Source organism: Acinetobacter bereziniae LMG 1003 = CIP 70.12 (assembly GCF_000368925.1).
Classification (GTDB): domain Bacteria; phylum Pseudomonadota; class Gammaproteobacteria; order Pseudomonadales; family Moraxellaceae; genus Acinetobacter; species Acinetobacter bereziniae.
The window spans coordinates 2,458,859-2,483,632 of the sequence record NZ_KB849756.1 but is presented as its reverse complement, the minus strand read 5'-3'; the positions used below and the strand labels follow the sequence as shown (position 1 = coordinate 2,483,632).

Genomic DNA, 24,774 nt, shown 5'->3' with positions numbered 1-24,774 from the left:
CTCTATAAACTTTAAGACTAAATATCTTTGTTTTCAGTTGAAATTTTTAGCTTTTACTACACTCTAAAGCTAACAAAGTTGTATTTAAAAAAGATATTGTTATGATATTCTCTAGAGCTTATTGATATCTAAATTCTAGATTATTGGCACATTTCTATACTTTTTTCTCTATCACTAAAATTTATTAACTTATTATTTTTTAAACAAAAATAATTTCTAAATTCGTATTGCCGAAATGTTTTTCCTCTTTGTAGTTCAACTTGAATATATGTTTCTAAAAAATCTGATCTCATGTCTTTTTTTGAAAAACAAAAAATATATTTACTCTTTTTATTTGATAAATTCTTTAAACTTTGTGTATAAATACTATTTGATAATTCATCATTAGGATTTCCATTCAGATCTTTAAAAAATGTATCGAATCTTGCAAATTCTTTAGACTCAAAAACTTCTTTCGGTTTCAATGAACAAATTATCTCATTATTTACAATTTCGTATTGAAAAGAATCAACCTTTTTATCTTTACAACCAGCTATTGATAATAAAACAGCTAAAAAAACCATATATTTCATTATGATGCACTTTAGTAAATTAAAAAAATAAATGAAACTGCTGGAATTATAGTAATATTTGAAACTAATTTATATCCCACTGGATCATTAATGATTGGTTGCATCACCTGTTTTATATATTGAAGATTATTATCCCTATGCTTTATCCAAGCAGAACTTAGGTTGATATCTTTATAGCCCTCAATTAGCCCAAAATAATCAGAGACTATACTCGCTTGTTGTTCAGGGTTCAATTTTTTAAAGTCAGTATCTATTGCTAATTCATAGTTATAAGGATCATAAATTGAATCAGGTAAAGTCCACTCTAAACTTTGTAATATTAAACCTTTACCTAAAATATTCATTCCTTTCTGATATTGCCATACATGAGTCATTTCATGAATGAATGTTAGCTTTGCCCTAATTCTTAGATCACTACCGTTCGCCCTAATTGGATTATCTTTAAATTTAGGTTCAGAAAAATCATCTTGATAAATATCTGATCCAACTAGACCATCTGGATAGTGAGCATGTCCCCTTGGTGTCATTGGAACTTGTTGTTTTGGTAAAAATGCTTTATTTATTATTTTTACTTTATTGTAATCTATCGAGTCTTTAAATATTTTTTTACACATTGCTATTTCACCGACAGTCAATGTTCTATATTTTTTTGATTGATCCTCTCTAAGAATAACTTTAGACTTTGCTGTTGTATTTGTCATGATTTTATCAGTTACAAATCTAATAACTGATTTTCCTGATGGTAACTCAGGCATATTAGGTAGCTTAAATCCGGGAACTTCTGGTAAATGTAGATCTGGCACGACTTTAAAATCCATTTTTTATTCTCCACAAGAGCAAGATTCATTGCAATTACTATCAATAATTAAATCAACAGAAACTATTCCCAATGAAGTTTTTGTTTTTAGTCTTTCAGTATTACCATTATTATCAGTTACGCCATTACAGATAGAACCATCTTCAAAAGTGACTATATACTCGACATTTGCATAAGGTTCGCCATTTGTATTTTCTAATTGTATTTGTTCATCATAAAAATTACTTTCGTCATCAACAAAGCTATTCCTTTGAGCGGCTATTGGGTTCAAATTTGAATTTACCCTACCAGATCCATTGTCCATCACTGCTAAATCAGAAATTTTTAAATACTTGGAACCACAACTTGAAGTATCACCAGCAGCGACAATACTTTTACCACCAACGATCATAAAGCCTTGATTGGAAGCAATTGCTCGCGATTGAACTTTACATTTTGGACAAAAGTGTGTCATTCCATCAAGGTGTACAGCTTTACCTTCGACTAAAAAAGATGGATCACCTAAAATAATGATTCCACCATGGTCTGTTTTACAACCGATTGTAATTAATGCCTTCATTTATATTTTATATTTAATTAATAATGACTTTATTAAAACATAAAGAAATAGGAGATACAAAACTTTGAAAGACTCTCTCCAAGTTATATTTACATTCAGCTTATAGACTTCACGTTATACCTACCTTCTGTCTCCTATAATATATTTTGTAATAAAATATTAAATTAATCTGGTCATGATCGAAATCCACCCCAAACTCCCTGCTTAGGGCTCCACCATTTTAAGTATCATGACCGCAATGGCACAATGACTGACTTACAACATCTTAATAGAGATCTCAAAGACTACTCAGCTTTTAACAATGAAACGGATTGGATCAATCATTATATCAATCGAATCGCAGTGATTTATCAGAAACAAAGCCTGTGTGATCCACTCATGAGTCAAAGCTTTGATATTTTCTTTCAAAGTAAGGAGAAATATTTCTTTGGGCATGTGCCCAATACTCAAGATGAGCCTTTAGAAGTAAAAAGACTGGTCACTAAGCCATAAGTATGAACGTTATACAGTTCGATGTTTTGAAATCGTATGTTTGAAAAATATTTAGTAACAAAAGAATTTATGAATTTTTAGAAATTCTAAGAATTCAAATAAAAAATCAACTAATAATCCGATTCAATTTACTAAATACTATAAAGAAATTTTTTAAAAATCAATTGATATATAAAATAAAATTTAAAAAATTTCATGTGAAACATATTATACCAATTCTATAAAAAATCTTTTTATCCGTAATAGATTGTAGATTTCGTATTGAAAAATTTTTACTATAATAAGATGATATTAAACAACTGAAAAATAACTTCTGAATTTTATCACCAAGCTTTTTTTTCAAATAGCATCCAATTTTTTAGATGTTTTTTATAAATAAAACTCCAAATTAATAAATAACTTATGAACATCTTTAACTATTTTAATGCTTCAACCTTAAAGATATATTATTTTAAAATACATTTATGTCTATTATTTTTAAAATAAAATATTAGTTCAATAACTATGTTATATATCATATAAAAAATTAAAATTCTTACGATTTATAATTTTTCATCTATATAAATTTATATCCAAATTGTCTTACAGAAATAAAACACCTTTTTGAGTTGTATGTGAATATCGTGCTGCTTTATTTTTTTGTTTATTAGTTAAAATTAATAAAAGGAAATCACATGAAATTATTTAATACATATCAATACTTACCAAACTTCAAATTTAGTTCAGTATTTACTATCCCACTTCAATTAGTAGCCAATGGGTTAGTCACTGCTGCAAATACCATTAATACTATTCTTGATATTACATCTCCAATTGGTTTAGCAGGAAATAAAATTTTCGGTGCTCCATTTGAAATTGCTCATGTAGTGGGTGATAAAGTTATTGGTTCAATTTCTAATGTTGTATCAAATATTGGTGTTTCTTTAGGCGCAACAGTAAAACCTGCTGATACACATTTCAAAAATGAATGGATAGATAAAGAGCTTACAACTAAAGGTCTGTTAAATGTTCCTAGCGAAGTAATTGGTAATGCCTTAATTGGTGGAACTAATCTTGCGAATGATTTGTTGAATACAGTCGCTCCATTAGGTCTTGCTGGTAATAATATATTTGGTAAAGGTTTCGAAACCATACATAAGGCTGGTGATGCTTTTATTAATCAAATTTCAAATATTATTGTTAATACTGGAAAAGGTATTGGAGGAACTTTATCTGCTCAAAACAACCATTATGAAAATGAATGGAGAAATCAAAGCCAAGCTGAACATGTACTAATATACGAAAAAAATGGACAAACAAGTTATCAAGTAAGCTCCAGTGTTTTAAACAAAGTGGCTGAACTCTATCAGCAATTTGAGCAAGCTCCTTCGCAATATGTTAATAATTTATGGCGCCCAATTTATTCATTAATTGCTAATGACCTAAAAGGCAAAGAAGGCATCGATCCAGGCACTCTCAATTGGTTCCATGTGGCTGAGGCTGTTGCAACAACAGATCCGACAAATATTCTTTACCAATATGTACGCTTAGGGACTGAAAAAGCTTTAGGGGATAAAGGGATTTATTTTGCGGATGGTGAATTTTATAAAGCATCGAATATTTTAGTTAAAACGCTGGCTGATAATTTACTGTATGGCGTGAATGATACAGATGGCAATCTTATAATTCCTGCTGGTTATGTTCCAAGTGCAGCAGGAACATTTGGTCTTGTACATATGGATGCAACTCAAGCACTACAAAATCTAGGTGGCACACTTTCAGATTGGTCTGGGATTACACCTTTTGGTCTTTTAGATCATATCTTAGGTGTTGATACTTCAGAACTAAATGGTGGAGATAGTCGTCCCATATCATGGTATTTAGAATTATTAGGTGATGTGGTTAAGGAAACGCTAAAAAGTGGAGCAAGTTTAATTGATGTAATCAGTCAATTCACAAAAGAAGGTCTGAATTATATTGATTTATTGATACAAGGAGAAGTATTTCAAAACGGTTTTTCTTCTAAAGATCAATTGGTCAATACACTTACTCAAATTGCTTATGCATATGCGGGTGATTTAGCTGGACCAGTTGCTGTAGTGACTAATTTCCTTAATCCTAATACCAATGTGATTTCTACATTATCTCCTTTCGGTGCAACATTAACTGGAAAAAATGGTAATGATGTCATAAATGGTGGAATAGGCAATGATAAGTTATACGGTGGTAAAGGAGATGACTTATTATTTGGTGGTTGGGGTAATGACATTCTAGATGGGGGATCAGGAGTTAATGTTTTGGTTGGGGGTAAGGGTAATGATACCTATTATGTTCAATCAAACTCTGATTTTGTTTTAGAACATAATAATGAAGGTATTGATACTGTCATTAGTTCAGCTAAGCATTTTTTTCTAACAAAAAATGTGGAAAATCTTACATTAGCAGGCAATACAGACATTTCTGGCTCGGGTAACGAATTGAATAATATAATTAAAGGAAATACTGGAAGCAATCATCTTTATGGATTTGGAGGTGATGATACTCTAGAAGCTACTGGAGGTTTATTTAATGTTCTAAATGGTGGAACAGGCAATGATAAATTGATTGGTAGTTCAGGTAACGAAACCTACGAATTTGAAAGAGGTTTTGGTAAGGATATTATTCAGGAGACTGGAGGTAACGATACTATTAAATTCGGTAAAGATATTAATATAGATGATTTAATTGTTTCATATATTGGCTCAAATCAAGTGATTTCAGTAAAAGGATCTACAGATCAAATTACGATTAAAGATGCTGCTAAGGGTAGTCAGTATCAGGTTGAATCTATTCAATTTAGTAGTGGTGATCGTTTAGATTTACAAACTTTAGAGTATCAACAACACTATTACTTCTAATTTATCCTAAAGTAAATTTTTCAATTTTTTGTTGGTTGATATTGACTCAATTTGAAAATAATTTTTCGTGTATTCAGAATCTTCAAGCAAGGTCGTAGATACTAAACTGCCCTGTAAATCTTATTATTTTGGATACACGCTTAAGTCTTGTTGCAAATAAAAAATGGAAGTTTTAAGCTTCCCACTGCTGTGATGTATGCAAAACTCTTAAAATACGAACCGTATCTTTAACGTCATACACTACAACATAGTGTGAATGAACCACTAATTCACGAGTCCCTTTGACCAGACCAGAGCGCCCCATCAAGCTGCTGTGAGAAAGTAAATCTGTTTTTTCCTCAATCAGATCGTGCAATTCAATTGCAGCAACCAAATTACGCTCAGTAATGTAATCAATAATTCTCTCTAAATCGTCTAAAGCAGTTGGTGTCCAAAACACTTTCATTATTTAGCTGCCAATTTAGCGAGTAGGCTTGCACGTTTTTCTTCAAAACGGGATTTCACTTCTTCTTGAGGAACCAATTGCCCTGCATCTGCTTCGTCTAAGCCAATTTGGACTTGTTTTTGATACCACGCATCGTAAGATGCGGCTTCTTGCTGTTGCTTCACAAAATCACGCATGAAGTCACGCAATAATTGCGCTCCGCTACGGTCTATATCTTTGGCAAAACTAGAAAATTCTTGCTTCAAAGATTCATCCACTCGGAATGTGAAAGTCGATTCTGTCATGGCTTTGACTCCAATGTGTTACATTTGAATTCTATTATAACACAACAAAAAACATGACATGTCAAAACAACAGTTAGGAATCGGCCTATCTACAGCTAGAACCCTGATCCCTCATGATTAAAATTAAAAATATGGACTGGTTTAGCCCAATAGATGTTCATTATAAGAATCAGTTAATTATGCACCAAAAAAATGGCTGATCCCAAAAATCTTGACCCAGCCGATAGAGCATTACATCAAAAATGGCACAAGCAAGGAGGAGGAACAGCAGTTGAATGGGAAAAATTAAAAAAAGATGAAAGACATTAAGAACTCCTATTTAACATAATGGTCATACACGAAGCCTACATCTTCCTTTTACTTATAGGTTTCATCACATTTTTACCAACTCAGACCTACTATATATTTTGCTGTTAAAAATCACCTGCTACACTCACAATCACAAACCTCATTAAAACAGTCTGGTCATGATCGAAATCCACTCCAAACTTCCTGCTCAAGGCGTCACCATTTTCAGTATCATGACCGCAATGGCACAACGACTGACTTACAACATATTAATAGAGACCTCAATGACTACTCAGCTTTTAACAATGAAACGGATTGGATCAATCATTACATCAATCGAATAGCAGTGATTTATCAGAAGCAAAGCCAGTGTGATCCACTCATGAGTCAAAGCTTTGATATTTTCTTCCAAAGTAAGGATAAATATTTCTTTGAGCATGTCCCCAATACTCAGGATGAACCTTTAGAAGTAAAAAGGCTGATAACTAAGCCATATACATGGCGATCATACAGTTCTTTTTTGACATCATATGTTGAAAATATTGAGTAACATAAAAGATTTAAATACTTTTAAACATTGTAACAATTTGATTAATAAAGTGTGAAACGTGAATTATCATGAAAAAGCCGTTCCAGTACGCTGAATACTAGAACGGATTTGATTAAGATATTGATACAAAATGAAAAGTTCAAGCTGTTATTCCCAAGTAGAAATGTCCTACCTAATAACCAAATAGAAATGTCCTATATGGACATTTCCAAGTCAAGCACAGGATTTAGATTTCGTTCTTGAATTGCTGTTTTCTGTGCACGTCTGCTTGGCATCTTTTGAGAACGATTACGTTTGTTTTGCTGTTCCAGTTCTTCATGCTGTTGTTGAATATGATTCAGAACAGCACCCAACCGTTTATTCTCAACAATCTCTCGCTGATTCAGCTGACTTAATTTATCGAAGAGGCTGTAATTGATCTTTCGGCTATTATGCATGATGGCTACAGTACCATCCGGGTATTCAAGGAACTCAAGATACTTACCGATCAACCTTTGATTTTCTTCGGTGTTTTCCAGGAGATATACGCATTTATCATAAGTAATCGTCAGGCTATTCGTGACTCTGCGGGGTTCACGCCAAGTAAAAATATCATCTAATTCTTCGGCTGTTTCAGTGATAGACCGATGTAGATTCTTAGGATTAAAAGCCATCTTGGCGAACTTCTGATTGAACTGCTCAATGAAGCAGGGTAGCCAGACATTCGCTTGCTCAATCGAACAGATGCCTTTCAGGCGCATCTCCTTGATCAGACGGTCCTGAAGGGTTCTGTTGGCCCGTTCCACACGGCCTTTGGCCTGCGGTGAATTAGCGAAGATGATATCGATATTCAGGGTGCTGAGTACACGTCCAAACTGGGTAATCTTGGTGTCTTTCTTGCTGCTTTGATTCACTCTAAAGACTGAATGTTTGTCGCTGTAAAACGCTAAAGGCTTACCGTGCTGTTCGACATATAAGCGTGTTGAAATCATATAGTCAAAGGTTGATTCTGACTCACAGAAGCGTAAATGCTGCAATTTTCCTGTAGCATCATCGATAAACACCAGCAGACAGCATTTAGCAGCGCGTCCTTCAAACCAGTCATGGTGTGAGCCATCAATTTGGATCAGTTCACCAAAGCAATCCCGGTTGTAACGAGGCTGATACGGGCGTTTCAGGCGCTTGGATCGAGGCATCCATAAGTCAGCTGCAATCATCCAAGAACGCAGGGTTTCTACTGAAAGATCGAATCCATGTACGGTGGTGAGCTTTTCATGCGCTAAAGTGGGTCCGAAACCATGCAGTTGGTCAGAAACAATATTGAGGCACTTGAGTCTGAGTTCTTCAGGAAGTTTAGAATTGCTGATTTGGCCACGACCGGCATGGGCTAATGCAGATGGACCTTGAGCTTTGTATTTCTGCAGTAAGCGTCTGATCTGACGTTCTGAAATATGAAGTAGCTGAGCAGCCTGGGATTGAGTTATGCGTTGATCGCAGATTTCCTGCAAGACCGACAATCGTTTAAGTTCTTTATCCGACATAGACACCAACATATCAAACCGTCCGCTAAGGAAATTGCAGAAGTGCATATTCTAAAAGCGGACATTTTTACTTTGGAGAAACCGGACATTTCTATTTTGGAGTTACACAAGCATTTCGTATAAGGCGTATTATGTTAATTTTAGGTAATCTTAAGAAATAGTCTAAGATAAAGCTGTAGTTAATTTTTTAACCACTTTATCAGTATAATGATAGTTAATATCCTTAATGACCCCATCAGTAATAGTATAAAGTAAATCTGGAACCTTCTCTGGAGTCATTACTATGGAGACTTTCTTTAGGAAAAAATCTTCAAGATCATTGAATGCTTCTGTTCCTCTAAGCTCTTCTCCACTTTCTAAATCACCTAAAATTGTATCTCTTAAATAAATTTCTCTAGCATTTCTTCTGACTAAACAGAATCTAAAATTAATTTCCATATATTCTTCTCTAGAAGAAATAATTTTCTTCTTGAGTGCATAATGATATAGATTTGTGAATCCATCAATAACCTTATATCTAATATCTTTATATTTACAGCTCCCTGACTTAAACTCTAAAAAGTAAAGCGTATCATTAGAAGCTCTATAAATAAGACAATCTGCAGATCTATTTTTACTTTTACTATTCTTTAAATTCTGACATTGATTATCAATCTTATCAAAATCTAAAATACCAACATCACATTCTATAAAATGCTGATCATTATCATCATCATAACTACAACTAGTTATATTTTCATTAGGACCTATTGAAAAATCCTTACATAACTCATCATAAATTAATTTAGCTTTAGTAGTCATCTTTTAACCCTGATAACTCATTATTCAAATCTCTTAAAGGTTGTGCAAGTACATTAATTATCTGAGAAATATCTTTATTTTTTTCAGAAAAAATAATTTCATTATTATCACAATCTCGTTGAGCTAAATAAAAATTAACAGGTGAGTTATATTTTTCTGAATAGCCCCTTAAAGATTCAACCATATAAGGACTATGAGTATTTATTAAGATATTAGCCCCAGAACTACATAATTTAGCTATTACTTCTGCATATTTTTTTTGCCAAGCTGGATGTAAATTCGTCTCTGGTTCATCAAGAATCAGTAAAGTATCATTATTTATATAATCACCATTAAGCAATAAGTCTAGAATAGCTAAAGATTTAACACCGGAAGAAATATTATTAATATCAAAAATTTTATTATCTTTTTTCTTAAATACAAATCCATGTTCTTTTTGCATGTAATACAAACTTCCATCAAAAAAATCATTTATAAATCTTGTATTTAGTTTATCATTGTCTTTTGATTTTTTGATATCCTTATCTAAATCAACCGCACTCTCTATTTTAGAAATTGAGAATCCATCTTCTAGTTGAAGCGTAAATAAATCATCAGATATTTCTTGACCTTCTTGAATAGATGAATTTTTTAATTTTTTCCATAAATCCATTACGTGATAAGGAACACCAATGTTTCTAAATTTTTTATTGGTTCCAAGCGAGTTTAGAATAGAGTTAGAAAAAATAGTTGGTAAATATTGTAATATTGCTGGGTTTTCTACAATAGTTACATCTCTAAAATTAGGTGCACCATTACGTGCATATAAAGTTTGATTCCGTCTAGAAAATTTAAATTGTAATAAAAAACTATCATTTTCATCATTATTTTCGATAGATTTTAAAACAATATTAGAGTTTTTAGATCCATATCTAACAGCATTGTTTCGAAATTCATTGTTTATAATATCAAATAATCCATCTGATGATCGATATTCATGGTTTATATCCTTTTCATAAAAATCACTGATAATATATTTCAATTTTTCTAGAAAATTTTTTTCTTCGCCATCATTCGTATTAAATATAAAATAATCTACTTTATCTAAAATTTTTTCATGATCATATCTCCTAGAATCCATACGCATTCTAGAAAAGAAAGCTATAACTTCTCTATTCTCAGATAAAGATGAATGATCTCTTAATCTGGTATAAATCCAATTATATAATAGATTGCTTCTAGGGTTTTCTCTTTGAAAAACCTCAGTATAAGTATTACATGATTGAATAAGGGCAAACATTAATTTCCCAACAGTACTTTTTCCGACATCATTTTGACCAGAAATAACTGTTAAATTCTTAAAATTTATGGACGCTTGTTTGATATCACCAATATTTTCAAAAAATAAATTCATAACTTATGTGTACACCTTAATTTGGTTTTTAGTATATCTTATCTACTTACATTTAGATCATTTCATCCATGTCTAATCAATCGTATTTGTTTTTTTTATAACAAATTTTTCTCATTTCAAGATCCTTATTTAACATAAAATCTCTTATACGAAGTCTACATCTCCCTTTAAATTATAGGCCTCCCACTATTCAGATTACCTTAAATTCTTTTAGTATATATTGTAATAAAATGTTTCAAAAGTTAGTTCTAATTTACCTTCTATCAAACTCCTTCCGATCCACCACAAATCACAACAACCTATTTTGCTACTAAAAATCACCTGCTACACTCAGCTCTACAAACCTCATTAAAACAGTCTGGTCATGATCGAAATCCACTCCAAACTTCCTGCTCAAGGCGTCACCATTTTCAGTATCATGACCGCAATGGCACAACGGCTCAATGCGCTAAACTTATCACAAGGCTTTCCTGACTTTGATGCACCGCCTGCATTACTACAGGCGCTGAGCCAAGCTACATTAGATGGTTTTAACCAATACGCAGCGGGTGATGGCTTACTGCAGCTTAGACAACAACTGGCTCAACTGTTTTTAAAACGAGATCAATTACACCTTGATCCACTTACAGAAATTACCATTACACCGGGCGCAACGATTGGGATTTTCAGTGTCATACAGGCCATCATCAATCCAGATGATGAAGTGATTATTTTTGATCCAAGCTATGACAGTTATGCACCTAGCGTACAATTGGTTGGTGGCAAAGCGGTTCATATTCCACTTCATGCACCTGAGTTTTCTGTAGATTGGGATCAAGTCAAATCTGCAATCACTGATAAAACCCGAATGGTCATCGTAAATACCCCGCACAACCCAACTGGAGCAATTTGGTCTAAGCAAGACTGGCTGAATTTAATTGAACTGATTCAAGATAAAAATATCATCGTGCTCTCAGATGAAGTTTATGAACACCTGATTTTTGACGGCGAAAAGCATTATTCAGCGTTGTCATTTCCAGCGCTTAGAGAGCGTAGTTTTGTCGTGGGTTCTTTTGGAAAAACCTTTCATGTGACGGGTTGGAAAACCGGTTATTGCATTGCCTCGCATGAGCTGATGAAGGTGTTTCGTCAAATTTATCAATTTGCCAACTTCTGTGGTGTCACACCTGTACAAATGGCACTTGCCAATTTTATGCAACAGCACCCTGAACATATCGATGGCTTAGCCAGTTTTTATCAACAAAAGCGCGATCTATTTAATTCAGGTATTCAAGATTCAAAATTTAGCTTTATTCCATCCAAAGGAACGTTTTTCCAAAATGTTGACTACAGCCAAATTCGTCCAGATTTAAATGATGTCGAGATGTGTAAATTCCTTGCAGAAGAACACAAAATCGTGGCAATTCCAGTCTCTGTTTTTTATCAGAAAGCCCCTGAAAACTTACGTTTAATTCGTTTTTGTTTTGCCAAAAAAGATCAAACTTTAGTACAGGCATGTGAAATTTTAAATCGAATTTAAACCGAATAAATTCTGAATTTTCATAAAATAAAGCTTGAGTTACTCAAATACTCAGGCTTTTTACTGAGTAGTTGTATATTATCAATAAGATAAAGATACTCGAAAATAGACAGTAGAAAAAAAGATGCCAGCTCGTCCCGACATGCTCCACCAACCCAAATTCTGGAAGGTTTTTTTAATCTTCTTGGGTCCATTGATCTTAACCAATATATTGCAAAATCTGTCAGGGACAATTAACACTATTTTTGTCGGGCAAATGCTGGGTGTTGAAGCAATTGCTGCGATTTCAGTTTTTTTTCCGATCCTATTTTTATTGCTGGCTTTTGTGATTGGTCTCTCGACAGGGGCAACTGTGTTGGTGGGACAAGCTTGGGGCGCCAAAGATATTGAAAAAGTGCGTACCATTGTTGGCGCATTGTTATTTATGACTTTGATTGGCGGAACCATTATTGCCTTTTTAGGCGTGCTTTTCGCGAAGCAGATTTTATTGCTGTTGGGAATCGACCCGAAAATCATGCATCTTGCACTACCATATGTGCAATGGATGTTAATGAGTAGCCCATTTTTATTTATCTATATCACCTATACCTCCATTTTGCGTGGGGTCGGTGACAGCACCACACCTCTTATGGCTTCCAGCCTCACCATTATTGTCGGTGTAATCGTCACTCCTGTATTGATTGGGGGTTATTTGGGTATGCCAAAACTAGGAATTATTGCCCCAGCGATTGCCAGTGGTTTAGGTTTTATTTCTACCCTCGCGTTTCTGATTGTCTATTTAAATAAAAAAGACCATGCTTTGAAGCCCGATGTGGCATTAATCGAACATGTGCGCTTTCACCCGCAGTTTAGCCGCAGTATTTTACGTTTAGGCATACCGACAGGTATCCAAATGGTCACCAACTCTGTTGCAGGTTTGGTGGTGATCGGACTGGTCAACCAACATGGTGCACATGCCACAGCTGCCTATGGTGCAGTCAACCAAGTGCTTAACTATATTCAATTTCCTGCCTTATCCATTGCGATTGCAGGCTCAATCTTTGCAGCACAAGCCATTGGTGCAGGCAAATCCGAATTGCTGGCAAAAGTAACCCGTACAGCGCTGGTCAGCAATATTGCGATTACAGGTTCATTGGTACTGTTGGCCTATATTTGTTCAAAATATTTGATGGCGTTGTTTATTACCGATCCATCCGTGATTGAACTGGGTCAGCAATTGTTATTTATTGTGTTGTGGTCGATTATATTTTTTGGTGCAAGTGCCATTTTTGCCTCTATCATGCGTGCCAGTGGTACGGTCACTGTGCCGATGATTTTTAACATTTTATCGATCTTGCTGATCGAAGTGCCTTGTGCTTATTTATTTAGTCAGTGGTTTGGCTTACAAGGCATCTGGTATGCACTTGCGCTAACCTTTTTCAGCCTCTGTGTAATGCAAGGTCTGTATTATCAATTCGTTTGGAAAAAGAAAACCATCGAAATTTTGATTTAAATGCATCAGCCCTGTGCTCATGCATTTAAATCAGCCATGATGATCTCACCCCAAGATGATTTTAATCTTCTTGATGAAGCTTGATCACTTTCAGTTCCGATTGTGCTAAGCGTTTGGTTTTATTGCGTGCAAAGACTTGTTGCGTTGCAGGATCATTTGGATCAAAGACTAAGGCTTGCGGTAAAATTTTCTGATCATTGAGATAGCTTTCAGCAAACAAGATTAAAATTTTGCCATTTTCCAGCAGTTCGATGTGCTGAGGTTTGCTCGGCAGTTTAAATGCTACTTTTTGGCGATTTTCTTGAGTTTGGTCAACAAGATTCAGCAGATAAATATCTAAGTCTTGCTGATCTAAGGCACTATTTAATGAATTAAATCGATTAAAGTTTGCCTTCTCAGCATAATAAAAATATTGATCCGCTAAATATCCCATCATCACTGGTATGCTTCTGGTATAGACATCTCGATAAGTATAGCGATTGTCTTCTTGCTCATCTTGATCTTGATCTTGATCTTGATCTTGAGAGGGTGCATCCTGCACATTGATCACACTGACCAAATCTGCAATCCGTTGGTCATAAATTCCGATCTGATTTTCCGAGTCTTGATAAAACTCCACCACTGAACGATAGTCATCGACTGTATAGAGCACTTTTTGTGGTACATCAAAATTCAGTTCAAAAAAGCTTAAATCGGCAGTATTCATATAGATAAAAGGACGATTTGCCCAATCACCTAAAATACGAATGCTTTTTTGGTCTGGTTCAAATACCATATCGATTTCACGACAAAAGTGTTCCTGATAATTTGCTGGCAATGCGGCTGTGGTGATTTTGCCTGATTTCAACTGGATGCGTGAAATACTGTTTCCTACACCATTGTAAACATATAAATTTTCACCCTGTTGATCCAATAATAGTTTGCGGGGATAACGTTCAACTTTAAACTTTTGCAATATCTGCTTGGTCTTTAAATCAATTGCAAAAACTTGGTCATAATCTAAAGATGCTACATAGATAATTTGACCATCGTGGCTTAACACCACATCGGTTGCCCCCACACCACGGCACATATTGTGCATACAACCGCTTTCATCATCAGCTAAAGCATATTGGTAAAGCAGTTCCTCTTTGAATGAAATAAGATTAAATCGATAGACTGCATTTTTCTCTGTTTCGGTATAGTAAAGATCATCCCCATATCGACGAAAATCTCCCATTGCATTCATATTGGGTAAAGTAACAGTTTGCTGTGGGACTGCTTCCAAAAAGACCTGACTTTTATAAAATTGTTGAATCTTGGTCTTTTGTTCCTGACAATCCCGAATATATTGCTGTTGGGTTTTTCCTAAGTAACCTGCAATCTCATCCCTTTCTTCACCATTCCATAAATAATTACAATATTGACTAGAATCCTGTAAAGCCCCGACCTGATCTGGCGCTTCAGATGACGCTGTATCTGGACTTTGTTCTTGAGCAATCACCGCCATGATCGCATTTACTTTTTTTAGGTTCTGCTCAGACTGCGCAGCATGTTGGTATTTTTTAGCATAGGCTGGATGCGCTTCAGCATCATAGGAATCTAATACACTATAGGTCGCCTTAAATGCATCGTAGCCTTGCAGTTGAGCAGATAAATAATGCCCAATCAATGCCACTTTTCGATTCAACACATCGATATTTTTCTGATGCTGTTTTTTTACGCGTTTTGATACAATCTTTGCAAACTCATCTACTCGATCTTGGTACTGATCGATCATTTGGACGAGTAAAACGAGTTGTTTTTTCTCTGCGTTCTGAACATCATTCATGTTACGTAATGCCGAACGATAGGCACTGCCTTGTTCCACGTCCAGCAATGGATAAGGCTGATCAAATTTAATCTGATCGACAATCACACGGTTAAAATCAACCACGGGTTTTAAGTGATTTTGAATCTGATCAAGTGACTGATAAATACGGGTTAAATCTGCATATAACATCGCATCCAGCTTAGAAAGCTCAGGATCGATTTTACGCAATTGCTCTTGTTGAATTAAGCTTTGATATAAATCTAAATATTGTACAGAGCGATCAAAATATGCTGACCAAAATTTTCTATATTGATAATCTGCTAAGAACGTTGAATATAACTGATCCCCTTCGTCCTCTTTGATATATTGTGGATAGAGTCGCTCCACTTCTACTCTATAAAGTTCTTTATCGTCTGCTGGAGCAGGGCTTGAATGCTCTGGTACACCTGCAATGCTATCTAAAATACTGGCATTCTCTTGATCAGTAGACGCATAGGCTAAATGTGATGCAAATAAAATCATACCTATACTGAGGCTTAAAATGGCTTTTTTCATAAAATGCTCAATTCAAATTATCTTTATAATAAAAATAAAAAATTTAATATTTTCTAAGTCAGTTTAACAAATTATTTTATCAATCCCAATCCGTAGATGATCGGTACAGTAAAAGTATGAAGATTTTTATTAACAATCAAGGAACTTGACACATTTCCTGAGAAAGTAAAAAGCCGCCAAATTTGACGGCTTTTTATAGAAAGGTTTATTTTGGTTCTAATTTTTTACTAAATTTAGTCGCAAAACCTGTCAATTTTTGATAACCCGTTGGTAAGATTCGCTGAATCAAATCTAACGTTTTTGCATCATTACCAATCAATAAACGACGTTTATCTTTGAGCACCGCATCAAGCATTTGTTGAGCAGCATCTTCTGGAGGCATACGTAATAATTTATTAAATGCTTTTGCTGACTTATCAGGATTCATGCCCAAAGAACGTAAACTGTCATTCATACGTGCATCATTGGCAATGTTGGTACGAATACCACCTGGATGTACACATAATGCAGATACACCACAGTTTTCGATATCTAATTCTTGACGTAAAGATTCAGTAAAACCACGTACCGCAAATTTTGATGCATTATATGCAGATTGCGTCGGCTGAGCCGTTAGACCAAATAAGCTTGAAATATTGATAATATGACCATCACCTGTTTTCTTGATATATGGTAGAAACTCTTTGGTTCCGTATACCACACCCCAGAAATTGATATTCATAATCCATTCAAGCTCTTCATAGGTCGCGCCTTCTACCGTCGAACCTAAAGCAACACCAGCATTATTGAAAATCATGTTTACAGAGCCATGATTTTGTACGGTTTCAGCAGCCCATGTACGCATTTCTTCGACATTTGCCACATTCACTTTCTTAGAAGTAACACGAACATTATAAGGCTTAACCAATTCGATCGTTTCTGCTAAACCTTTTTCATTCACATCACTGATTGATAAATGACAGCCTGCTTTTGCCAGTAAAATCGCAAGCTGTTGTCCCATACCAGAGCCAGCACCTGTAATTGCAGCGACTTTGTTTTTAAAATTTTTCATTGTCTATCCTTTATTAAAATCCGCACACAATAATACTGATAATGTGCAGCTCACCTACTCAATATAATTTTGACAATAACTATTGTCAATATTATATTGTGAATGAGCAGTTGTTTTTTTATACAAAAAATCTTAAATAGGTTTCAATGACTTTTATTGCTAAAATAACCACTTCTTTGTGACAATCGAACATGACACGAGTAATTTTTTACAATGACTGAATCTCGCTTAACTGAAAAGAAAACCATAAATAAAACCACAAAAGAACGCCAATTCAAAGGTATGTCCTTGTCTGAAAGAAAGCTCGCCCGTCGCGAAAAATTGATTGAAGCAGGCATCGCGGCATATGGAACACATGGTTTCTTTTCCGTGACTGTTAAAGATATTTGTAATGAAGCAAAACTTACTGAACGCTACTTCTATGAGTCATTTAAAAAGAGTGAGGAGCTGTTTCAAGTTATTTTTTTACAATTGATTGAACAGTTACAACAAACCGTGATGCAAGGCGTGATGCAAGGTGCGCCAGAGCCTAAAAATATGATCAAAGGCGGTTTGACAGCGATTTTTACCATGTTAAAAAATGACCCACGTGTTGCTCGTATTATTTATATCGATGCCATGCTGGTTCAAGAATTACATAATCATGCGACTATTCACGAAACTATGGGACGTTTTGATCGCTTAATTCACTCTTTTGTGACGCTGATGATGCCGCATATTGAACGAAGTGAACAGGAAATTTCATTGGTTGCGACTGGTCTAAATGGTTATGTTACACAAATTGCTGTGCGTTGGGTGATGGGTGGTTTTAAACAGTCCTTAGACGAAATTGTTTCAGCATGTGAAGTGGTCTTTGTGTCATTGATTAATACCTTTGCTCCTCAGCCCTAGACTGATTTGAGTAGTGTGAAGTAAGTATAACAGTGTCATCAAACTGTCATATTTGCATTTTTAGTCACCAATTTGATGTTCTTTTTAAGTTGAAGCTGCAAAGATTATTTAAAAATGTCATCTAATTTTCATCACATCGCCCATTTTTTGTCACATTTTTTTGCAAAAATTCGTCTACATCTTGTTTTTGCAATGATACTGTCATAATTAATCTTTGTAATAAGCCTGTCATAAATAAAAGACGGTACACCGTTCATACATAGGATATTGCGTTGTGAAAGATGACTATATATTAATCGTCGATGACGAGCTTCCGATTCGAGAAATGATCCATACCTCACTGGATATGGCAGGTTTTCAATGCCTGCAAGCTGAAGATGCAAAACAAGCACATCAAATGATCGTAGACCAACGACCATCATTAATCTTACTCGATTGGATGATGCCCGGTGGTGTAAGTGGCGTAGATTTGTGTCGCCGCTTAAAACGAGATGAAAATCTAGCAGAAATTCCAGTGATTATGTTAACTGCACGTGGCGAAGAAGACCATAAAGTTCAAGGTCTTGATGCAGGTGCGGATGACTACATGACCAAACCATTTTCAACACGGGAATTAGTTTCTCGTATCAAAGCTGTACTTCGTCGTGCCAATGCATTGAGTGGTGAAAAAACCATTGATGCGAACGGCTTAGTGCTTGATCCTGTCAGCCAACGAGTAAGTTTTGGTGACAGTATTTTAGATATGGGACCAACAGAATACCGTTTGTTGGCTTTCTTTATGACCCATCCAGAACGTGCTTATACACGTGCCCAATTACTTGACCAAGTTTGGGGTGGAAATGTCTATATTGAAGACCGTACCATCGATGTCCATATCCGTCGCTTACGCAAAGTACTTGAACCTTATGGCGCAGATCGCTATGTCCAAACTGTTCGTGGAACAGGTTATCGCTTCTCTACGCGCGCAGATGTCGCTATAGGTTAAGCACTGTTAAGGTAAATAAATTTCTATGTATGAACCCTATCCCGTCCCAGATCTTGCACGTGAACATAAAAAGTTTCGCTACAGCAGTTTATGGGAGTTTGCAAAACAAGACTTACGCCTGTTGGCTTTTTTACTGGTGATTGGCGGATTTATTGGTTTAGGGATCGGTTATTTTTGGATTTGTATTTCCATCGGTTTTGCCGTTTTTTTTATATTTCAATTGCGCTCTTTGTATTTGGTCAATGAATGGATTTCCAACCGTCCTTATGATTCTCCACCAAATCTCGAAGGTATTTGGGGAGCGCTTCTATTTAATGTCTATCGCGCACAACGCCAAGAACGCGTTGTTCAAGCTGAAATGGTTGGCTTGATTGATCGTGCACAATCCTCCTTAGTGGCTTTGGCTGAAGCTGTCGTTTTAACAGATGAACTCCATCAAATCGAATGGTGGAACCCTGCTGCGGAAAAACTTTTAGGTATTCAACCTTTAGATCGTGGTCGTAATATTTTAACCATTATCCGCCAGCCGAGTTTTATTGAATACTTTAATAATATTGACCAATCACCTGATGGTATAAAAATAAAGTCTTCGGTCTATGAAGAACATTATGTACAAATCAAACTGACTCGCTTTGGCAGTGAAAGTCGCTTGTTGGTCGCTTATGATGTAACCCGTGTGCATAATCTTGAGCAGATGCGTAAAGACTTTGTCGATAACATCTCACATGAGCTTCGTACCCCCTTGACTGTACTCAGTGGGTATATTGAAACTTTTACCGACCAAGAAGACCTAAATCCTCGTTGGAAACGCGCCTTTGAACAGATGCAGTCACAAACGCGACGTATGAATGCTTTGGTGAATGATTTATTGTTACTTTCGCGATTAGAAGGCAATAAACAGGTCGCGAAAAATCAAATTATTGATATGCCCAATTTAATGAATCAGCTTTTTGATGATGCGCAAGCCTATAACGTCGATTATGGACATACTTTAAATCTGGATATTGACAGTCATTGTGACCTGATTGGTTCAGATGCAGAACTCGCCAGTGCTTTCAGTAACTTAATTACCAATGCCATTAAATACACACCTAAAGGCGGTACTGTGACGATTGGTTGGCATGATGACACTGAACATGGTTATTTTACAGTTGAAGACACAGGCATTGGGATTGATCCCAAACATATTCCACGTCTAACTGAACGTTTTTATCGTGTAGACAGTGCGAGAAGCCGACAAACAGGTGGAACAGGTCTAGGTTTAGCGATCGTAAAGCATGTTTTAATGCAACATAATGCTTATCTTGAAATTGATTCTAAAGAAAACCAAGGTTCAGTTTTTAGAGTGGTGTTCCCGAAAGAGCGCCTTGATTTTGCAGGCTGATTTTTGATTAATCCAAATGAAATTATTTTTAGATTGTGAATTTAATGGTTTTGGTGGTGAACTGATTTCATTGGCATTGGTCGATGAACAGCATCAATCTTTTTATGAAGTTTTAGAATGCCCAAACCCTGTACCTTGGGTAAACGATCATGTGATACCACGTTTAAACCAACCACCCATTCAATTCAAAAAATTTCAAAGTCGTTTGCAGATTTTTCTATTTCAATATGATCAGATTGAAATCATTGCAGATTGGCCTGAAGATTTCGCTTTATTTATGCGGAGTTTAGTGCTTTCAGCAGGAAAATGTATACGAACACCACCACTTTCCATGCAACTTTGGATGCAAGATCCGATCGAAACTCATGTACCTTCTCAAAACCCACACAACGCTTTAGCAGATGCACAGGCTTTAAAACTGTCTTATTTAAAAGCACATGGATTTTGATTTATTCTAAAAACTAAAACAAGTTTTATATGAGACCAATCAATATTATCCACTTAACGTGAGTTCGACATAATTTAAATAATGTGAGTTCGATGCAACTACATCTCAACCCATTGAAAAACAATAAGTCTTTCCGGATCCTTGCTGGGTTTCCATCCATTTTTTGGATCAGCCTGCGGCTCGCCATGTTTAGCAGGGGTATATGAACAAGAACGTGCTTAAACAAAAAAAGGGGTGAGAAAAGTGAGGCATCGTCTACGCGAACGATCAAAAATTTTCTCAACATATGAGGCTATGAAAATACCTTCTCTAAACGATACAAGTTCTCAATCATACTATTGATGAATTTAACTTAACCTGAGTTCGATGTAATTAAATCTTCAACTCATTGAAAAATAATAAATCTCTATGGAGTCTTGCTGCGTTTTCATCAAATTTTAGGATGAGGAGCGGAGCTCCGCAAGCGCAACCATCAATAGCGTTTCATTTCTCTTGATCAATAAAATGAAAGCGATCAATAGATTGTTTGATGATCTAAAGCTTGCACTACCACGCTTTACTTCTAAAGTTTAAATTGTTTTGCGTAGGCGAGCCTCACTTTTCAGAGATGAAAAGTGACAAAAATCTTTCGTTGAGCGAGGGTACATCCTCATACCCCCACTCAACATGGCGACATCCATGTCGCCTCAAGATCGCAAGACCATCTATGATTCAAAAGTACAAAATAAATGAATCATCCAAATCACTTGTATGAATAATCAGGCGGTTTGGCTGTACCATCTTTCATCAAGGATTTTTATCAAACTCAGGTTAACTTATTTTGACGTTTGGTTTTATATAGGCAACTGTAACATTTAAGAAGAGTTGTATTTCTTACATGAAAAAACACAACCCCTTATAAATAAAGCAAATTAAAGTGTATGCCCTAAAGCTTCACCCATCACAACAACGGAGTTGGCTTTAAATTGTGCATCCCAATTCATTTTATCTTGCTCAAACAATACAATTGCAGTTGAGCCTAAATAGAAACGTCCAAGCTCAGCACCTTTTTCTAGTGCTAATTCATGATGATTTAATTCTAAGCGCCCAGTTGGCTTCACTTTACCCGTTGCCACAGTTTCAATACCTGCCACAATCATCGCACCCACTAAAACAACAGCCATACGACCGAGTTCAGTATCAAACAAACACACCATACGTTCGTTACGTGCAAACAAGCCCGGAATATTTTCAGCCGTGGTTTGATTGACTGAAAATAATTCACCTGGAATATATAAAGTTTCTGTCAGTGTTCCTGCGAATGGCATATGCACACGGTGATAATCGCGTGGTGATAGGTACACTGTGGCAAACTCACCTTGCACAAAAGGTGCAGCCAACTTTGGGTCACCAATCAATTGGTCTACAGTAAAACTCTGACCTTTGGCTTGAAAGATATCTCCATCTTTAATTTTACCCAACTGTGAAATTGCACCATCAGCAGGGGAAACAATACTACTCGGGTCTGTATCAATTTCACGTACACCCTGTTTTAAGGCACGCGTAAAAAATTCATTAAACGACTTATATTTCAATGCATCCGTTTGTTCAGCGATCGACAGGTCAATCCCGTACTGAGCTTTAAACGCTTGAATCGCTATATTTTTAATAATCGGATTTTCACTGGCTGCAACTTTACCTACGACACGGCTGAGTTGTTGCTGTGGAACAACTTTTTGAGCTTGGATAAAAATTTGTTTTTTTAAGTTTGATGTAAGACTCACGCAGGTGATTCTCCAGTAATAATTGGACTATCGAGGCGATTGCCCCACTCACTCCACGCACCATCATAGGCTTGGATATTCCAATCCAATAACCGACCTAAAATGTAAGCCAAGCCTGAACGATGATGCGACTGACAGTACACCACCACAGGTTGATCAAATTGAAAGCCTAATTGTTCTAAACGTTGTTGCGTGCGCTCTAGAGGATGCAATTTTAAATGATTTTGACGGTTAATTGCAGTACTCCACTCAAAATGTTGTGCATTTGGAATGTGACCGCCGCGTCTAGCTGCCAAACGTTGTCCTGTATATTCTTCGGATGTCCGACAGTCCCAGACTTGAATACTTTGTTGCTGAACCTTTTCCAACAATTTTGCATATTCAATACGATGTTGCTCAAGGTGATTTAAATTGACTGGAACCAATGTTTCTACTGGTTCAAACACTTCAACGTCAGATGAGGTTGGAAAACCTTCTGCCAACCATGCATGAATACCGCCATTTAATAAACTGGTATTGTAAAAGCCAAGGCAATGCAAATTCCAAATCAAACGTCCAGCCCAAGCGCCACCTTCATCATCATAAACCACAACATGATGCTCAGGAGAAATATTTAAATATTCAATCAACGCATTTAAACCGTCTTCATCAGGTAAAAGCCCTGAAGCTTGTTCTTCCTGTCTTACCAACAATTGTGGTTTAACATGTAAAGCATGAGGAATATGTAATTGTTCGTAGACAGAACTACGACTCAAATCGACGATACGAATCTTATCGTGTCCTAAAAAAGGCACGAGTTGTTCTGCTTCGATGAGTAATTCAAAATTAAAGGCAGGTGTAGTCATAAGTTTTTCTATTTTAAGACCCTGAATATGCATGATCTTAGCACAGTGTTTTTTTCCAATAAGCTGATTTTTCACATTCTTTTAGCAAAAAATCAGATAAGAATTTTCTATGCTTCGACAACTTCTGGTATTTCAAAGACCTGTCGCAGATACGCCAAAAATGTATCATTATCTGTCATGGTTTTTCCTGGACTATCAGAAATTTTCGCGACAGACTGGCCATTGCACTCCACTAATTTTAAAACAATGTTCAATGGAGTTTGTCCCATATCATTGGTCAAATTGGTTCCTATACCAAAACTGACTTGGAAACGGTCTTTGAAGTATTGGTACAATGCCCAAGCTCTTTCGATATCTAAACCATCACTAAAGGTTAACATCTTCGCTTTGGTATCAATTTTTAATTTACGATAATGATGATACGCCTTATCACCCCACTCAAAAGGGTCACCACTGTCATGGCGCAAACCATCAAATAGTTTGGCAAAATACAGATCGAAATCTCGTAGGAATGCGTCCATACCAACAACATCGGTCAAGGCGATACCTAAATCTCCACGATACTCTTGTACCCAAGTTTCCAAAGCGGCTTTTTGAAAATCTCTTAGACGCACATCCAAAGCTTGGAAAGCTTGCAAAAACTCATGTGCCATTGTTCCAATTGGATAAATATTTAATTCTTTTGCCAAGAGAACATTACTGGTTCCTCTGAAAACATTGGGTACCGCTGCATGGAACGTTTGAATGACATGTCGCTGCCAGTCCAAGCTATAACGACGACGCGTACCAAAGTCAGATACCAAGAATGGGGGCTTATCCGTCTGTTGCTGCTGTTCAAGTTTCTTTAATAACTCAACTTTGGCTTGTAAACGTCGTTCGCCTTCAGCATACACCTCATCATTGCGAATACGGCTAAAATAAAGCTCATTGACGATCGCAAGAACAAAAATTTCAAACATCATCGCTTGAACCATTGGACCTTCTACCCAAATATCCAAACGACCTTCTTCATCTATACCCGCTTTAATAAAACGGCGTTTCAGTTGGAATAATTCTAAATAATCAACAAAATCACTTTTGATAAAACGCATGCTGCGTAAATATTGTAATTCGTCTTCTTTAAATTTTAGTAAGCAAAGATGATCCAATTGTTCATTCAAATCCTCCAAAATATCCGTTAATGGATAAACGGTATCATCCAGATTACGGCAGCGGAAATGGTAGACACTGTGAGTTTGGGGAAATTTATGCAGTACCACTTGCAACATGGTAAATTTATATAAATCGGTATCCAGCAAAGATTGAATGATTGGCGCCATATCTGTTTGTAATTTCGCTATGCTTTTTTTATTAAAGCATATTTTTGAAGTGCATAACGTAATCATTTCGCTGTGAATGGCTATATTTGCAATTTAACAGTGTTTAAAAATCGAACACCTAGGTCTTTTTCAT

At 35.8% G+C, this 24,774-nt stretch carries 21 protein-coding genes; 8 read left to right on the top strand and 13 right to left on the bottom strand.

The annotated features are described in order from the left end of the window. Positions 1–140: 140 nt before the first annotated feature. The 3 genes from F938_RS21355 to F938_RS21345 are packed head-to-tail and all read right to left on the bottom strand — an operon-like array spanning position 141 to position 1,948. Positions 141–572: a hypothetical protein gene (locus tag F938_RS21355; protein ID WP_005035095.1), complete on the bottom strand. Its 432-nt coding sequence runs from the start codon at positions 570–572 to the stop codon at positions 141–143. 11 nt (positions 573–583) lie between these two features. Next, positions 584–1,390 (bottom strand): hypothetical protein, encoded by an 807-nt coding sequence (locus tag F938_RS21350; protein ID WP_005035093.1) that lies wholly within the window; start codon positions 1,388–1,390, stop codon positions 584–586. A gap of 3 nt (positions 1,391–1,393) precedes the next feature. Next, on the bottom strand, positions 1,394–1,948 hold the full coding sequence (locus F938_RS21345) for a PAAR domain-containing protein (protein ID WP_005035088.1): 555 nt from the start codon (positions 1,946–1,948) through the stop codon (positions 1,394–1,396). Positions 1,949–2,194: 246 nt separating this feature from the next. Here F938_RS21345 and F938_RS21340 point away from each other — a divergent pair, with 246 nt between their 5' ends. Both F938_RS21340 and F938_RS21335 read left to right on the top strand, forming a co-directional pair. Continuing rightward, entirely contained in the window at positions 2,195–2,440 is a 246-nt protein-coding gene (locus F938_RS21340) for a hypothetical protein (protein ID WP_005035086.1), read from the top strand. Positions 2,441–3,114: 674 nt separating this feature from the next. Then, on the top strand, positions 3,115–5,316 hold the full coding sequence (locus tag F938_RS21335; protein ID WP_005035083.1) for a calcium-binding protein: 2,202 nt from the start codon (positions 3,115–3,117) through the stop codon (positions 5,314–5,316). Positions 5,317–5,488: 172 nt separating this feature from the next. On the opposite strand, the gene F938_RS21330 is transcribed toward F938_RS21335, so the two are convergent. From F938_RS21330 to F938_RS21310, 5 genes are all read right to left on the bottom strand, one after another. After that, entirely contained in the window at positions 5,489–5,761 is a 273-nt protein-coding gene (locus tag F938_RS21330; protein WP_005035081.1) for a type II toxin-antitoxin system RelE/ParE family toxin, read from the bottom strand. Next, a complete protein-coding gene (locus tag F938_RS21325; RefSeq protein WP_004825980.1) occupies positions 5,761–6,045 on the bottom strand; it encodes a CopG family ribbon-helix-helix protein in 285 nt (94 codons plus the stop codon). Before F938_RS21325 ends, F938_RS21330 begins: the two co-directional genes overlap by 1 nt. Before the next feature lie 1,032 nt (positions 6,046–7,077). Then, entirely contained in the window at positions 7,078–8,403 is a 1,326-nt protein-coding gene (locus F938_RS21320) for an ISNCY family transposase (protein ID WP_081313053.1), read from the bottom strand. A gap of 162 nt (positions 8,404–8,565) precedes the next feature. Further along, positions 8,566–9,204: a hypothetical protein gene (locus F938_RS21315; RefSeq protein WP_005035074.1), complete on the bottom strand. Its 639-nt coding sequence runs from the start codon at positions 9,202–9,204 to the stop codon at positions 8,566–8,568. Further along, a complete protein-coding gene (locus tag F938_RS21310; protein ID WP_005035072.1) occupies positions 9,194–10,597 on the bottom strand; it encodes an AAA family ATPase in 1,404 nt (467 codons plus the stop codon). Before F938_RS21310 ends, F938_RS21315 begins: the two co-directional genes overlap by 11 nt. Positions 10,598–10,961: 364 nt before the next feature. On the opposite strand from F938_RS21310, the gene F938_RS21305 reads away from it, so the two are divergent. Beyond that, on the top strand, positions 10,962–12,116 hold the full coding sequence (locus F938_RS21305; RefSeq protein WP_005035069.1) for a methionine aminotransferase: 1,155 nt from the start codon (positions 10,962–10,964) through the stop codon (positions 12,114–12,116). 124 nt (positions 12,117–12,240) lie between these two features. Continuing rightward, entirely contained in the window at positions 12,241–13,608 is a 1,368-nt protein-coding gene (locus F938_RS21300; RefSeq protein ID WP_005035066.1) for an MATE family efflux transporter, read from the top strand. Between the two features lie 61 nt (positions 13,609–13,669). Here F938_RS21300 and F938_RS21295 read toward each other — a convergent pair whose 3' ends face one another. Both F938_RS21295 and F938_RS21290 read right to left on the bottom strand, forming a co-directional pair. Continuing rightward, positions 13,670–15,955 carry a YncE family protein gene (locus tag F938_RS21295; RefSeq protein ID WP_005035063.1) on the bottom strand — a complete coding sequence of 762 codons (2,286 nt, stop codon included), beginning with the start codon at positions 15,953–15,955 and terminating at the stop codon, positions 13,670–13,672. A 205-nt stretch (positions 15,956–16,160) separates the two neighbouring features. After that, positions 16,161–17,006: an SDR family NAD(P)-dependent oxidoreductase gene (locus F938_RS21290; RefSeq protein ID WP_004825964.1), complete on the bottom strand. Its 846-nt coding sequence runs from the start codon at positions 17,004–17,006 to the stop codon at positions 16,161–16,163. Positions 17,007–17,219: 213 nt separating this feature from the next. Here F938_RS21290 and F938_RS21285 point away from each other — a divergent pair, with 213 nt between their 5' ends. From F938_RS21285 to F938_RS21270, 4 genes are all read left to right on the top strand, one after another. After that, a complete protein-coding gene (locus F938_RS21285; RefSeq protein WP_005035061.1) occupies positions 17,220–17,897 on the top strand; it encodes a TetR/AcrR family transcriptional regulator in 678 nt (225 codons plus the stop codon). Between the two features lie 274 nt (positions 17,898–18,171). Then, on the top strand, positions 18,172–18,882 hold the full coding sequence (gene phoB, locus F938_RS21280) for a phosphate regulon transcriptional regulator PhoB (protein WP_004825961.1): 711 nt from the start codon (positions 18,172–18,174) through the stop codon (positions 18,880–18,882). Positions 18,883–18,907: 25 nt separating this feature from the next. Then, positions 18,908–20,266, top strand: a complete 1,359-nt coding sequence (phoR, locus tag F938_RS21275; protein ID WP_004825958.1) for a phosphate regulon sensor histidine kinase PhoR — start codon at positions 18,908–18,910, stop codon at positions 20,264–20,266. Positions 20,267–20,282: 16 nt separating this feature from the next. After that, the gene (locus tag F938_RS21270; protein WP_004825956.1) at positions 20,283–20,714 is read left to right on the top strand and encodes a hypothetical protein; all 432 of its coding nucleotides are present in this window, start codon (positions 20,283–20,285) and stop codon (positions 20,712–20,714) included. Between the two features lie 911 nt (positions 20,715–21,625). Here F938_RS21270 and asd read toward each other — a convergent pair. The 3 genes from asd to pncB form a co-directional block, all read right to left on the bottom strand. Continuing rightward, entirely contained in the window at positions 21,626–22,477 is an 852-nt protein-coding gene (asd, locus tag F938_RS21265) for an archaetidylserine decarboxylase (protein WP_005035058.1), read from the bottom strand. After that, positions 22,474–23,322 carry a sulfurtransferase gene (locus F938_RS21260; RefSeq protein WP_010590830.1) on the bottom strand — a complete coding sequence of 283 codons (849 nt, stop codon included), beginning with the start codon at positions 23,320–23,322 and terminating at the stop codon, positions 22,474–22,476. The genes asd and F938_RS21260 overlap by 4 nt, the downstream gene beginning before the upstream one ends. Before the next feature lie 107 nt (positions 23,323–23,429). Next, positions 23,430–24,641 carry a nicotinate phosphoribosyltransferase gene (gene pncB, locus F938_RS21255; RefSeq protein WP_004825951.1) on the bottom strand — a complete coding sequence of 404 codons (1,212 nt, stop codon included), beginning with the start codon at positions 24,639–24,641 and terminating at the stop codon, positions 23,430–23,432. Between the last annotated feature and the right edge of the window lie 133 nt (positions 24,642–24,774).

Coding starts and splice junctions, on each gene's coding strand:
- F938_RS21330 (WP_005035081.1), bottom strand. CDS start 5,761: ATGAAAGTGTTTTGGACACCAACTGCTTTAGACGATTTAGAGAGAATT.
- F938_RS21320 (WP_081313053.1), bottom strand. CDS start 8,403: ATGTCGGATAAAGAACTTAAACGATTGTCGGTCTTGCAGGAAATCTGC.
- F938_RS21295 (WP_005035063.1), bottom strand. CDS start 15,955: ATGAAAAAAGCCATTTTAAGCCTCAGTATAGGTATGATTTTATTTGCA.
- F938_RS21315 (WP_005035074.1), bottom strand. CDS start 9,204: ATGACTACTAAAGCTAAATTAATTTATGATGAGTTATGTAAGGATTTT.
- F938_RS21325 (WP_004825980.1), bottom strand. CDS start 6,045: ATGACAGAATCGACTTTCACATTCCGAGTGGATGAATCTTTGAAGCAA.
- phoR (WP_004825958.1), top strand. CDS start 18,908: ATGTATGAACCCTATCCCGTCCCAGATCTTGCACGTGAACATAAAAAG.
- F938_RS21290 (WP_004825964.1), bottom strand. CDS start 17,006: ATGAAAAATTTTAAAAACAAAGTCGCTGCAATTACAGGTGCTGGCTCT.
- F938_RS21285 (WP_005035061.1), top strand. CDS start 17,220: ATGACTGAATCTCGCTTAACTGAAAAGAAAACCATAAATAAAACCACA.
- F938_RS21260 (WP_010590830.1), bottom strand. CDS start 23,322: ATGACTACACCTGCCTTTAATTTTGAATTACTCATCGAAGCAGAACAA.
- F938_RS21300 (WP_005035066.1), top strand. CDS start 12,241: ATGCCAGCTCGTCCCGACATGCTCCACCAACCCAAATTCTGGAAGGTT.
- F938_RS21270 (WP_004825956.1), top strand. CDS start 20,283: ATGAAATTATTTTTAGATTGTGAATTTAATGGTTTTGGTGGTGAACTG.
- F938_RS21335 (WP_005035083.1), top strand. CDS start 3,115: ATGAAATTATTTAATACATATCAATACTTACCAAACTTCAAATTTAGT.
- F938_RS21340 (WP_005035086.1), top strand. CDS start 2,195: ATGACTGACTTACAACATCTTAATAGAGATCTCAAAGACTACTCAGCT.
- F938_RS21350 (WP_005035093.1), bottom strand. CDS start 1,390: ATGGATTTTAAAGTCGTGCCAGATCTACATTTACCAGAAGTTCCCGGA.
- pncB (WP_004825951.1), bottom strand. CDS start 24,641: ATGGCGCCAATCATTCAATCTTTGCTGGATACCGATTTATATAAATTT.
- F938_RS21305 (WP_005035069.1), top strand. CDS start 10,962: ATGATCGAAATCCACTCCAAACTTCCTGCTCAAGGCGTCACCATTTTC.
- F938_RS21355 (WP_005035095.1), bottom strand. CDS start 572: ATGAAATATATGGTTTTTTTAGCTGTTTTATTATCAATAGCTGGTTGT.
- F938_RS21345 (WP_005035088.1), bottom strand. CDS start 1,948: ATGAAGGCATTAATTACAATCGGTTGTAAAACAGACCATGGTGGAATC.
- F938_RS21310 (WP_005035072.1), bottom strand. CDS start 10,597: ATGAATTTATTTTTTGAAAATATTGGTGATATCAAACAAGCGTCCATA.